The sequence below is a fragment of the Tepidiphilus olei genome (genome assembly GCF_006980705.1).
Lineage (GTDB): Bacteria > Pseudomonadota > Gammaproteobacteria > Burkholderiales > Rhodocyclaceae > Tepidiphilus > Tepidiphilus olei.
Genome location: NZ_SBHO01000001.1, coordinates 133,656 through 145,396, shown reverse-complemented (window position 1 = coordinate 145,396; position 11,741 = coordinate 133,656). Strand labels below are relative to the sequence as shown.

Annotated in this window: 15 protein-coding genes; 11 read left to right on the top strand and 4 right to left on the bottom strand. The window is 67.0% G+C overall.

From position 1 onward, the window contains the following. Positions 1 to 11 precede the first annotated feature (11 nt). Entirely contained in the window at positions 12 to 896 is an 885-nt protein-coding gene (rsmI, locus tag EPD80_RS00750; RefSeq protein ID WP_185957661.1) for a 16S rRNA (cytidine(1402)-2'-O)-methyltransferase, read from the bottom strand. A gap of 11 nt (positions 897 to 907) precedes the next feature. Between rsmI and EPD80_RS00745 the strand changes: the two genes are divergently transcribed. The 3 genes from EPD80_RS00745 to EPD80_RS00735 are packed head-to-tail and all read left to right on the top strand — an operon-like array spanning position 908 to position 2,558. Then, positions 908 to 1,321 carry a YraN family protein gene (locus EPD80_RS00745; RefSeq protein WP_142808639.1) on the top strand — a complete coding sequence of 138 codons (414 nt, stop codon included), beginning with the start codon at positions 908 to 910 and terminating at the stop codon, positions 1,319 to 1,321. 26 nt (positions 1,322 to 1,347) lie between these two features. Then, positions 1,348 to 1,899 carry a hypothetical protein gene (locus tag EPD80_RS00740; protein ID WP_142808637.1) on the top strand — a complete coding sequence of 184 codons (552 nt, stop codon included), beginning with the start codon at positions 1,348 to 1,350 and terminating at the stop codon, positions 1,897 to 1,899. Then, complete coding sequence (locus EPD80_RS00735) at positions 1,896 to 2,558, top strand: BON domain-containing protein (protein ID WP_142808635.1); 663 nt, start codon at positions 1,896 to 1,898, stop codon at positions 2,556 to 2,558. The genes EPD80_RS00740 and EPD80_RS00735 overlap by 4 nt, the downstream gene beginning before the upstream one ends. A gap of 1 nt (position 2,559) precedes the next feature. On the opposite strand, the gene EPD80_RS00730 is transcribed toward EPD80_RS00735, so the two are convergent. The 3 genes from EPD80_RS00730 to mpl form a co-directional block, all read right to left on the bottom strand. Continuing rightward, positions 2,560 to 3,573 carry a hypothetical protein gene (locus EPD80_RS00730; RefSeq protein WP_142808633.1) on the bottom strand — a complete coding sequence of 338 codons (1,014 nt, stop codon included), beginning with the start codon at positions 3,571 to 3,573 and terminating at the stop codon, positions 2,560 to 2,562. 102 nt (positions 3,574 to 3,675) lie between these two features. Further along, positions 3,676 to 4,308, bottom strand: coding sequence for a DNA-3-methyladenine glycosylase family protein (locus EPD80_RS00725; protein ID WP_142808631.1), 633 nt, complete (start codon positions 4,306 to 4,308; stop codon positions 3,676 to 3,678). After that, positions 4,305 to 5,675, bottom strand: coding sequence for a UDP-N-acetylmuramate:L-alanyl-gamma-D-glutamyl-meso-diaminopimelate ligase (gene mpl / locus EPD80_RS00720; RefSeq protein ID WP_142808629.1), 1,371 nt, complete (start codon positions 5,673 to 5,675; stop codon positions 4,305 to 4,307). The genes EPD80_RS00725 and mpl overlap by 4 nt, the downstream gene beginning before the upstream one ends. A gap of 75 nt (positions 5,676 to 5,750) precedes the next feature. Here mpl and EPD80_RS00715 point away from each other — a divergent pair, with 75 nt between their 5' ends. The 8 genes from EPD80_RS00715 to EPD80_RS00680 all read left to right on the top strand — a co-directional run bounded on the left by EPD80_RS00715 (position 5,751) and on the right by EPD80_RS00680 (position 11,694). Then, positions 5,751 to 6,362: a hypothetical protein gene (locus EPD80_RS00715; protein WP_142803543.1), complete on the top strand. Its 612-nt coding sequence runs from the start codon at positions 5,751 to 5,753 to the stop codon at positions 6,360 to 6,362. 2 nt (positions 6,363 to 6,364) lie between these two features. Then, positions 6,365 to 6,916, top strand: coding sequence for a TlpA family protein disulfide reductase (locus tag EPD80_RS00710; protein ID WP_185957660.1), 552 nt, complete (start codon positions 6,365 to 6,367; stop codon positions 6,914 to 6,916). An 83-nt stretch (positions 6,917 to 6,999) separates the two neighbouring features. Then, entirely contained in the window at positions 7,000 to 7,404 is a 405-nt protein-coding gene (locus EPD80_RS00705; RefSeq protein WP_142803545.1) for an outer membrane lipoprotein, read from the top strand. Positions 7,405 to 7,489: 85 nt separating this feature from the next. Next, positions 7,490 to 7,978 carry a type II 3-dehydroquinate dehydratase gene (gene aroQ, locus EPD80_RS00700; protein ID WP_142808625.1) on the top strand — a complete coding sequence of 163 codons (489 nt, stop codon included), beginning with the start codon at positions 7,490 to 7,492 and terminating at the stop codon, positions 7,976 to 7,978. Positions 7,979 to 8,007: 29 nt separating this feature from the next. Further along, the gene (accB, locus tag EPD80_RS00695) at positions 8,008 to 8,475 is read left to right on the top strand and encodes an acetyl-CoA carboxylase biotin carboxyl carrier protein (protein ID WP_142803547.1); all 468 of its coding nucleotides are present in this window, start codon (positions 8,008 to 8,010) and stop codon (positions 8,473 to 8,475) included. 14 nt (positions 8,476 to 8,489) lie between these two features. Beyond that, positions 8,490 to 9,869, top strand: a complete 1,380-nt coding sequence (accC, locus tag EPD80_RS00690) for an acetyl-CoA carboxylase biotin carboxylase subunit (RefSeq protein ID WP_142808623.1) — start codon at positions 8,490 to 8,492, stop codon at positions 9,867 to 9,869. Further along, on the top strand, positions 9,866 to 10,783 hold the full coding sequence (gene prmA / locus EPD80_RS00685; RefSeq protein WP_142808621.1) for a 50S ribosomal protein L11 methyltransferase: 918 nt from the start codon (positions 9,866 to 9,868) through the stop codon (positions 10,781 to 10,783). Before accC ends, prmA begins: the two co-directional genes overlap by 4 nt. Next, positions 10,780 to 11,694 (top strand): zinc-ribbon and DUF3426 domain-containing protein, encoded by a 915-nt coding sequence (locus tag EPD80_RS00680; protein WP_142804218.1) that lies wholly within the window; start codon positions 10,780 to 10,782, stop codon positions 11,692 to 11,694. The genes prmA and EPD80_RS00680 overlap by 4 nt, the downstream gene beginning before the upstream one ends. Positions 11,695 to 11,741 lie beyond the last annotated feature (47 nt).

The following is an 11,741-nucleotide window of genomic DNA, read 5'->3' as shown; positions in this document are numbered from 1 at the left end:
TTCACAGACCCTCATTCGTCTTCTTCCTGCCCTGCGGCGAGCCCCTGGGCGTAGAGCCGGTTCTTGGAGGCGCCGGTCAATTCCGCCGCCAGCCGCACCGCCTCTCCGAACGGCACTCCGACCCCGGTCAGGCGCGCGAGCACCCGCCGCCCCGTTTCCTCGCGCACGGCATGCGCATCGCCCGGCCCCAGGATAAGGACGAACTCACCGCGCGTACGCTCGGCGCGCTCCTCGAGCCAAGCGAGCATCTGCGCGAGCGGCAAGCGCACCGTCTCCTCGAAGCGCTTGGTGAGCTCGCGCGCGAGGAAGAGCTCGCGCGCCCCGCCCAGCACCTCCAGCATGTCGGCCACGCTCTCGCACACGCGGTGCGGTGCTTCATAGCACACCACCGGCACTTCCTCGGCCGCGAGTGAAGCCAGGAGTTTACGCCGCGCCGCCTGCTTCGGTGGCAAAAATCCGAGGAAGCGAAACCCCGGTTCGACGAATCCCGCCACCGATAGCGCCGCGGTCACGGCGCTGGGCCCCGGCACCGGCACCACCGGGAATCCGGCCGCGCGAACGGCGGCGACGATGCGCGCGCCTGGATCGCAGATGCCGGGCGTGCCCGCATCGGAAATCAGCGCCATGTGCTCGCCGCGCGCCAGTCGCGCCACGATCGCCTGCGCGGCGGCCTGCTCGTTGTGCTCGTGCGCCGGCATCATCGGCGTGCGGATGCCCCAGGCATCGAGCAATCTCTGGCTGTGGCGCGTGTCCTCGGCCGCGATACAATCGACCCCGGCGAGCACCGCGCGGGCGCGCGGGCTCAGGTCGGCCAGATTCCCCAAGGGGGTGGCCACCACATAGAGGGCCGGTTCGGCCCGGCGCCATACGCCTTCCGCCATTCCTTCCGGATCCATCGCCTCCGCCCATGACGCAAAAACCCGATTCTGCGCCAAACTCCCTCGCCGCCACAAGCGCCCGCATCGTCGGCACCGAGTACGAGGCGCTCGCCGCCGCCTGGCTCGAACGCCAGGGCGTGCGTCTGCTCGCACGCAACGCCGCTAGCCGCCGCGGCGAGATCGACCTCATTGGGCTACACGAAGGCACGCTCGTTTTCTTCGAAGTCCGCCACCGCCGGCGCAATCACTTCGGCAGCGCCGCCGAGAGCGTCACCCCCACCAAGCAGCGGCGCATCCTCGCTGCCGCCCGCTACTGGCTCAACGGTCCCGTGGGGCGGCGCCATGCAGCCTGCCCCTGCCGCTTCGACGTGCTCGCCTTCGACGGCGAGGCCCAGGTTCCCCAATGGATCCAAGGGGCGTTCGATCTCGGCGCAACCTGGTGAGCGATGCCTCATGTTAGACTAAATCGATGGATCTCATCGAACACCTCACCGAGCCTTTCCTCTTCCAGTCCGCCCTCTTGCAGGAGACGGCCCCGGCGCTCGCCGCCCCGTGCGCGGCGGCCGCCGAGATCTTGGCCCAAAGCCTGCTGCAGAGCGGTCGCATTCTCGTCTGGGCGGGTGGTCCGGAACGGGCGCTCGCCGAGCTGTTTCTCCATCGCCTGTGGCATGGGCTCGATCGCGAGCGCCCGCCGGTGGCGGCGCTGCGCCTCGAAGGCGAAGGAGAAGCGGCGCTGCGTCCGTTCACGGCGCTGGCACAGCCGGGCGATGCGCTCGTGCTGCTCTTCGCCCGCCCGAGTCCGACCGCCACGGCGCTACGCAGCGCCGCCCACGAAAACGGGATCGCGCTGGTCGCGCTCGGTACCGACGTCGACGGTACATGGTTCGACGGGCTCGCCGGCGGCGACGTCCCCGTGGAACTGCCCGAACTTCCGCCGTCGCGCCACGGGGAACTCATGCTCTTCACCCTCGATCTTCTCGTCGAAGCCCTCGACGCCGTCCTTCTCGGAGACTTCGCATGACCCGCACGTCCCTACGACGCTCCACCCTTGCCTTGCTCGTGCTCGCCGTCGCGACGATCCTGCCGCTTTCCGGCTGTTTTCCCCTCATGGCGGGCGGCGCCGCCGTCACCGCGTCGGTGGCCTCCGACCGCCGCACCACCGGCGCGATCGTCGACGACGAAGGAATCGAATGGAAGGTCAGCGACAAAATCGCCCGGCAGCTGGGTGATCGCGTCCACATCGACGTCACCTCCTATAACCGCATCGTGCTGCTCACTGGCGAAGCCCCGCGCGAGGAAGACCGGGCACTGGCCGAACGGCTCGCGCGTGAAACAGAGAACGTGCGCGACGTGGTCAACGAAATCCAGATCGCCAGCCCCAGCTCGCTCGGCTCACGCATGAACGACGCCAACATCACGGCACAGGTCAAGGCCCGCTTCGTCAACCAGAGCAAAGGCGCCTTTGCCCCCAATCACGTCAAAGTGGTCACCGAGAACGGCGTCGTCTATCTCATGGGGTTGGTGACGCGGCGCGAAGCCGACGCCGCCGCCCAGATCGCCCGCACCACCAGCGGCGTGCGCAAGGTCGTGCGCGTCTTCGAGTACATTCCCGAAGAAGAAGCCCGCCGGCTCGATCGGCAAGGCGCCGAGCCCAAGGCGCCACCCAAGAACGGCCCCTGATTCAGGCTTTCACGTCGAGGTGCGAGATGGTGCCGACGCTGCCCGACTCGCGCAGATAGATCCCGGTGCTGCGCAGCGCTCCCAGGGCCTGCCCGCCCTCGTCGGTCACCGTCAGGGGCGTTGCCGCCCGCGCCAGGCCGATCGCCCCGACGTCGGCCTCCGGCAGCGCGATCAAGACGTCGCGGCGATACGGATGCCACACGTAGAGCTGCGACCACGCCGGGTCGTTCTCGTCGATCCAGCCGTTACCGTCGGCATCGAGCGCCGCGAGTTCGCCGAAGCCGTCGCCGGTGCTCGGACCGAAGAGTTCCCGCCCGTCATCGACGCGGCCATTGCCGTTGCGGTCGAACACGAGGAATCCCTTGCCAACCGTCGGTAGCGGCAGCGTCGTCTCAGAACCGTCACCGCGTAGGTCGAAGCGAAAACCGATGTCGCGCAATTCCGCCCCCGTGCCGGCAAAATCGAGCACCAACGGATCCTGCACTGCCGACCCGAACACCGCCTGCACTTCGGATGCGGTGGCGCGCGTGAGTGCAAAACCCAGCGAAAACTCGATGCTGCGCCCGTCGGTCGTCTGCACGCGACCGCTCGCCGAAAAAGACAGGTGCTCCACCGCCAGGGTACGCACCGTCAGCGTCCCGCCCAAACCGCCGGCCGCCGCAGCCGCGCTCGATTCCCCCGGCAACTGCGCAGGTGCCTGCTTCGGCACCGCCGTCGCCTCCGGCGTCTCGATTTGGCGAAGATCGACTAGATCGATCGACCGCCCCAAGACCCGCTCGAGCAGCCGTTTCAACAGCTGCAAACCCGGGGTGAGCGTGCGTGCCTCTTCGTCCGTCGGTGCGAGCTGGGTCGACTGCGCCGTTGCCGAGGGCGACGCGGGCGCGGGCGACGCCGTCCTCGTCCCCCCTTCTTGCGGCCCAGGACGGTCGCGCCACGACAAACGCACTGCCACTTCCTGACGCTGCAAGGATGAGGACTGCGCCTGCAGCATCAGCTGAGAGGACGAGATTTTCATGGATTCCCTACCGTCGATCTGGACCGGAGTGTTTACGGCGGCAGGAGAAAAAACTTGAGAAAATAAAGTGTTAAGAATTGCTGTCGAACAGCTGATCAAGGTTCAATAGATCACCGGCGACGCCTCCAGGCTGCGCCAGAGGATCCACGTCGCCGCCGTTCGCCATGGGCGCCAGCGCTCGCCGGCTTCGAGCCACACCCGCCGCGGAGATTTCTCCGGCAGACCCGCATGGCGCACGAGCGCCCGGCGCAGCCCCAGGTCATCGATGGGCCACACGTCCGGCCGCCACAAGTGGAAAATGAGGAACATCTCCGCCGTCCACCGCCCTATCCCGCGCACGGCGATCAGTGTGCGCACGATCGCCTCGTCGTCCATCTCCTGCCAGCACCGGGGATCGAGCCGCCCGACGGCAAAATGCTCCGCCAGGTCGACGAGCCAGGACGCCTTGGCGCCGGATAGACCCGCTTCACGCAGGCGCGCCGCCCCCGCCTGGAGCACGGTCTGCGGCGAGACCGATCCCAAACCCTCCTCCAATCGTTCCCATACCCGACGCGCTGCTTTCACCGACAGCTGCTGCCCGACGATCGCCCGGGCGAGCGTGGCGAACGCGTCGCCCGAGGGCGTCACGGCCGGCGGCCTCGCCTGCAGGATCAAAGGCTCGAGCCGATCATCAAGGGTCACGAGCGCCGCGCAGGATTCTTCCCACCATGCAGGGACCATCGCCTCTTCGCTCATGATGCTCCCTCGCGCGCGGCGAGCGCCGTGAGCAGCCGCTCGTGGATGCCCTCGAATCCACCGTTGCTCATCACGAGGATGGCATCGCCCGGGCGCGCCTGCGCCACGATCCCGGCCACGAACGCCTCGATCTCCTCACCCACCGTCACCCGTTCGCCGAGTGGCGCCAGGGTCTCGCGGGCGTCCCAGCTCAACCCTTTGGCGTAGCAGTGCACGAGATCCGCGCCGGCGAGCGCCTCGGGCAAAGCCGCGCGCATCACGCCCAGTTTCATCGTGTTCGAGCGCGGCTCGAACACCGCGAGCAAACGCCCCGACACGCGCGGACGCAGCGCGGCGATCGTCTCGCGGATCGCCGTGGGATGATGGGCGAAATCATCATAGACCGCCACGCCTGCCACGACCCCGCGCTGCTCCAGCCGCCGACGCACGCCGCGGAATTCGGCCAGTGCCGCGAGCCCATCCTGCGGGCGCACCCCGACGTGGCGCGCCGCGGCGAGCGCCGCGAGCGCATCGAGCGCGTTGTGCCGCCCCGGTACCGGCAGCGTGATTCCGCCCAGCGGGCGCCCCTCGCAGAAAAACTCGGCCGAAGCGCCGTCTTCCGCGACCGCCACCGTCCATTCCGCCTCCGCGCCCGGCGTCGGGCCGAAGCGCTCCACCTGCGACCAGCAGCCGCGGTCGAGCACCCGTTCGAGTGCCGGTTCGCCGGCGAGCGCCACGATGCGCCCCGAGCGCGGCATCGTGCGGACCAGATGATGGAATTGCGTCTCGATCGCCGCCAGATCGGGGTAGATGTCCGCGTGATCGAACTCCAGGTTGTTGAGAATCGCCGTGCGCGGCCGATAGTGCACGAACTTCGCCCGCTTGTCGCAGAAGGCCGTGTCGTACTCGTCGGCCTCGATCACGAAAAACGGCCCCGCCCCCAGCTGCGACGAACGCGCGAAATTTCCCGGCACTCCCCCGATGAGAAAACCCGGCGCGAGCCCGTTCGCCTCGAGGATCCAAGCGAGCATCGAACTCGTGGTCGTCTTGCCGTGCGTTCCTGCCACCGCCAGCGTCCAGCGCCCAGGCAAAATCTGCTCGGCCAGCCACTGCGGCCCGGAGACGTAGGGCAGACCCCGGTCGAGGATCTCCTCGAGCAGAGGATTGCCCCGCGAGATGGCATTGCCCACCACGAACACCTCCACGGGCAGATTCGCCTGCCCCGCCTCGTATCCCTCGATCCAATCGATCCCCTCGGCCTCGAGCAGCTCGGACATGGGCGGATACACGTTCGCATCACAGCCACTGACCTCGTGCCCGGCCTGCCGCGCCAAAAGCGCGAGGCTGCCCATGAAGGTGCCTCCGATCCCCAACACATGGATACGCATCGCTCGTTTCATCCTGCTCGGAAAAACGTCGATGGTAAAATGCCCCACGATCCCGCACAACCCGTGGAACACCCGATGCCCACCAATCGTACCTTCGAATCGCTCGACGCCCGCGAAGAGATCGCCGAGCTCGCCGCGCGGCTCATCTACGACGAAGGCATTCGCGACTATGCGCTCGCCAAGCGCAAGGCCGTCAAGCAGCTCGGGTTGTCGCCGCGCACCATGCTGCCGACCAACGAAGCGATCGAAGCCGCGCTCGCGCGCCGCGCCGCCGAATACCAGGACGAGGACGACGCCGAGCGGCTCGAGCGCATGCGCCAGACCGCCGTGGAGGTGATGCGCTGGCTCGAGCCCTGGAGCACTTACCTCGTGGGCCACGTCCTCGAGGGCACCGCCGGGCCGTTGTCGGTCGTCGACATCGACCTCTACGCCGAGAGCGCCAAGGAGGTCGAGATCTTCCTGCTCAACCACCCCTGGCTGCGTTTCGACGTCCATACCCCGCGCGCCGGTGGCGCCAAAGAACCCGAGACGATCTTCGAGTTCGACTGGCACGGCGTCCCGGTGAGCCTGCGCGTATGGCCTCTGGCGAGCGAGCGTAACCTCAAGCGCAGCGAACACCGGGCGAGGCTACCCGCCGTGCTCGCCCTGCTCGAACCTCCTGGCTCGCTCACCCCTGCCGCTTCATGACCATGCCCTGTTCCAGGGACGACGAACCCTCTCCCTCCCGCTGGCGCCGAGGCATGCTCGCCGCGGTGGCGGCGCTGGGTCTGGGCGGAACGCTCTGGTGGCTCACTCGACCCCGGAGCAACCCGGCGGCAGACGCCGCGCTCACGCGCCTGCTTCAGACCGAATTGCGAGACCCCGAAGGGCCGCCCCGACGTATCGCCGAACACTGGCCAGAAGGCGTGCGCGTGATCAATTTCTGGGCCACCTGGTGCCCCCCCTGCCGTACCGAGCTGCCGCTGCTCGCCGCTGCCAGCCGCACCTGGCCTGAAATCCAGTTCCTGGGCGTCGCCCTCGACGAAGAAACCGCCCTCCGACGCTTTCTCGCCCACACCCCGCTGCCCTACCCCATACTGCTCGCCCCACCGACGCTCCTCGATCTCACTGCGGAACTCGGCAACCCCCACCGCGCCCTGCCTTTCACCCTCGTGATCGGCCCCCGGAACGAAAGAATCGCCTCCCATGTCGGCCCCGTGACCCACGCCACGCTCGAGCGCTGGAGCCGCACCGCGCAGTAGTCCACGAGTCGCCTCCTGCCAACGCATTCGCCCGCGATCGGTGCTAAGATGAAAATCGATCTTTCCCTGATCGGAGCAAAATCATGAAAATCTTGCGCACCCTGCTCACCACACTGGTCCTGCTCATGCTCACCCCTTGGGTGCATGCCCAGCCCGTCTGCTCCGAGTGCGGCGTGGTCGACTCCATCCACATCATCAAACGGGACTCCCCCGGAGTGCTCGGCGCAATCGGTGGCGGAGTGGCTGGCGGCCTACTCGGCAGCCAAATCGGCTCTGGTTCCGGCAAGACCGCCGCCACCGTCGTCGGCGTGGTCGGTGGAGCCCTCGCGGGTCGCGAGATCGAACGCCGTCTCCGTGCCGATGAAGAATACGAAGTCGTCGTGCGCATGGACGACGGGACATATCGCTCGGTGCGCACCGAGACGCCGCCCAGCGTGAGCAAAGGTCAGCGGGTACGCATCATCAACGGCGCACTCGTCCCCGATTGATCTTCCCATTCGTGCCTACTGGTAGATTTTGCCGTCGATTTGCGGCAAACTTCGGGTTTCGACCACGAAAACCAGGACAGGCACGATGGACGACGCCGCTCACACCGCCAACGCCGGTGAACCCGCTGCTTTGCGCATCCTGGTGCTTCACGGCCCCAATCTCAACCTGCTCGGCGTGCGCGAGCCCGAAATCTATGGGCGCACCACGCTCTCCGACATCCACGCTCGGCTCGAAGCGCGGGCGCAAGCCGCCGGCGTCCGTCTCGAATCCTTCCAGAGCAACCACGAAGGCGAGCTCGTCGATCGCATCCAGGCGGCCATGGAAGAAGGCGTAGACTTCATCCTCATCAACCCCGGCGCCTACACCCACACCAGTGTGGCGCTACGCGATGCGCTCGCCGCCGTGAGCATTCCATTCATCGAAGTGCACCTCTCCAACATCCACGCACGGGAACCCTTCAGACACCACTCCTACCTTTCCGATCGGGCCGTTGGCGTCATCTGCGGCCTGGGCGCGTACGGTTACGAAGCGGCGCTCGAATACGCCCTGCGTGCCTTGATCCCCTCCAATTGATCCCTCAACCTCTTCGACGCGGAAACTCCATGGACCTGCGCAAAATCAAGAAACTCATCGACCTCGTACAAGAATCGGGCATTGCCGAACTCGAAATCACCGAAGGCGAAGAAAAGGTACGCATCGCCAAGCATCCGCCCACCAATTTCACCATGCCCGCGCCTGCCGGCCCTACGGTCGTCGCCTCCCCTGTACCAGTGGCCCCGCAGGCCGTCGCCGCCCCCACCGAGCCGGCCCCTTCTGCCGAATCGACACTCCCCGCGGGGCACATCGTCAAATCCCCCATGGTCGGAACTTTCTACCGCGCCCCCTCTCCTACCGCGGCACCCTTCGTCGAGGTGGGCAGCAAGGTCAAGCCGGGCGACCGGCTGTGCATCATCGAAGCGATGAAACTCATGAACGAGATCGAATCCGACGTAGCCGGGACCGTCACCGCCATCCTGGTGGAAAACGGTGAGCCCGTCGAATATGGTCAGCCGCTCTTCGTGATCTCCTGAAGGAGCTCGCCCCGATGCAAGCCCCCCCTTTCAAGAAAGTGCTGATCGCCAACCGTGGCGAGATCGCGCTGCGCATCCTGCGCGCCTGCCGCGAGCTAGGGATCCGCACCGTGGCCGTGCACTCCGAGGCCGACCGCGAAGCCAAGAACGTGCTGCTCGCCGACGAATCCGTCTGCATCGGCCCGGCCTCCTCGAGCCAAAGCTATCTCAACATTCCGGCCATCATCGCCGCGGCCGAAGTCACCGACGCCGAAGCGATCCACCCTGGCTACGGTTTTCTCTCGGAGAACGCCGACTTCGCCCAACGGGTCGAAGCCTCCGGATTCGTCTTCATCGGCCCCCGGCCCGAGACCATCCGCCTCATGGGCGACAAGGTGAGCGCCAAGGCGGCGATGAAAGAAGCCGGCGTGCCCTGTGTGCCCGGCTCCGATGGGGCGCTCCCGGAAGACCCCGATACCATCCTTGCGCTCGCACGGCGCGTCGGTTACCCCGTCATCATCAAAGCGGCCGGCGGCGGCGGCGGACGCGGCATGCGCGTGGTACACACCGAAGCGGCGCTCCTCAACGCCGTGGCCATGACGCGCACCGAAGCGCAAGCAGCTTTCGGCAATCCCACCGTCTATCTCGAGAAATACCTCGAACGCCCGCGCCACATCGAGATTCAGGTACTCGCCGACGAATACGGTCACGCCGTTTGGCTGGGCGAGCGCGACTGCTCCATGCAGCGCCGCCACCAGAAAATCCTCGAAGAAGCGCCCGCGCCCGGGATCGAGCGCAAGAAGATCGCCACCCTCGGCGAGCGCTGCGTCGAAGCCTGTCGACGCATTGGTTACCGCGGAGCCGGCACCTTCGAATTCCTTTACGAGAACGGCGAGTTCTACTTCATCGAGATGAACACCCGCATCCAGGTCGAGCACCCCGTCACCGAGATGATCACCGGCATCGACCTGGTGCAGGCGCAGATCCGGGTGGCCGCCGGCGAAAAACTCTGGTTCCGCCAGAAAGACATCACCCTGCACGGCCACGCCATCGAATGCCGCATCAACGCCGAAGACCCCTACAGATTCACCCCCAGCCCCGGGCTCATCACCCACTGGCATCCACCGGGCGGCCCGGGCGTGCGGGTCGATTCGCACGTCTATACCGGCTATCGCGTCCCGTCGCACTACGACTCCCTCATCGGCAAGCTGATTGCGCACGCCGACACCCGTGAAGCGGCCATCGCCAAGATGCGCGGCGCCCTGCAGGAGCTGGTCATCGACGGCATCCACACCAACGCCGCGCTGCACTTCGAACTGATGAACGATGGCCCCTTCCACGAAGGCGGCCTCTCCATCCACTACCTCGAGCAATGGCTCGAAGCGCGGCGTACGGCACTGGAGCGCAGCCGATGACCCCTCAGGAGCGGCCACGCTGGTGTAACCTCCGGCTCGTCGCCCCCGCCGAGCTCGCCGAGCGGCTCTCGGAAGCCTTGCTCACCCATGGAGCGATCTCGGTCGGGATCGAAGACGCGGACGCCGGCACGCCAGAGGAACGCCCGCAGTTCGGCGAACCGGGGCTCCACCCCGAACGGCTGTGGGATCGCTCGGTGATACTCGCGCTCTTCGAGATCGACACCGACTGGCGCGCCGGCCTCGCCGCCGCCGCACGCAGCATCGGCATCGGGCTCTCCGAGCTACCCGACCCCCAGGTGGAATTGCTCGCCGACGCCGACTGGGTACGGCTCACCCAGAGCCAATTCGATCCCATCTCCATCGACGGGCGGCTGTGGATCGTTCCCTCTTGGCACGAACCGCCCGATCCCTCGGCCATCACCCTCACCCTCGACCCCGGGCTCGCTTTCGGCACCGGCTCCCACCCGACCACCCGCCTGTGCCTGCGCTGGCTGCTCGACCACGTGCGCCCGGGCGACACGGTGCTCGACTATGGCTGCGGCTCCGGCATCCTCGCCATCGCCGCGGCCAAACTGGGCGCGGCGCGGGTGGTCGGCGTCGACATCGACGACAAGGCGCTCGAGGCCGCCCGCTACAATGCCGAACGCAACGGCGTTGCGCTGGAGTTGTACCACGCGCGTGATCTGCCGCCCGGCCCCTTCGACCGGGTCGTGGCCAACATCCTCACCAAACCGCTGTGTGTCCTTGCGCCGATCATCGCCCGGGCCGTCCGCCCCGGCGGGGAACTCGCCCTGTCTGGCATCCTCCTGGAACAGGCCCGGGAAGTCGTGTCCGCCTACGCTCCCTGGATCGCCCTCAGTCTGGGCGACGAAGACGAAGGCTGGATCCGTCTCGAAGGCATCCGTCCCGTATGACGTCCCTCCTCCGTGTCCGCTGCCCCCACTGCCGAACGGTCTTCCGGATCGATCCGGCCAAGCTCGAACGAGCCCAAGGCTGGGCGCGCTGCGGTCACTGTTTCGAACCCTTCGACACCAAGAAGCACGCGCTCGACGTGCCCGATGCGGCCTCTGCTGCGGAAGGATCCTCTCAGCGGCTCGATTTCGATCGCTTGCTACATACCCCGGCGCCCCCCACACCCGACCTCTCTCTGCCCGAACTCGATCGGCCGACCGTGTTCAGCCCCACGAGGGCGGAGCCGGCGCTCGGGCAGCCTTCGGCGCCCCAACAGTCGCGTGACGAAATCACCCCCAAGGCCAACGATGCCGCAAGGGCAACGCGGGAAGATCACACGTTTTCGGACGAGCCCCTCCTGCGCGAACCGCCACTCGTGCCCACCACCTTCCCCTTCGAACGAGAATCACGGCACGTCTCCCCCCTTGCCGTGTTCGCCACGCTCCTGCTCCTGCTCTTGGCACTAGGGCAGGTTGCCTACCTCTGGCGCCAAGAATGGATCCAACGCTTTCCCCTGACCTTCGCCTACTGGGAGCGCGTCTGCCAAGAACTGGGGTGCACCGTCACCCCCCCCCTCGACACTCGAACACTCGTCATCGAACACTCGGAACTGATCCGCGAATCAGCCCCGGGCCGCTGGACCCTCGGCTTCACGCTGCGAAACCGGGCGTCCCATCCCACGCCCTGGCCCACCCTGGAACTCACCCTGAAAGACGCGACCGGCCGAGTACTCGTGCGTCGACACATCCTCCCCTCGGAATGGGGAGCCGAAAAACCCTACTTCCCCCCGAACGAACGGATCGAGCGCACCCTCGCGCTGGAGACCTTCGAAGCCGGCATCGTCGGCTACGAACTCAAACTGATCCAAGGTTGAAAGCCGCCGCGAATCAGTTCTGCCACGGGACTGCATCGCGGCGCGCT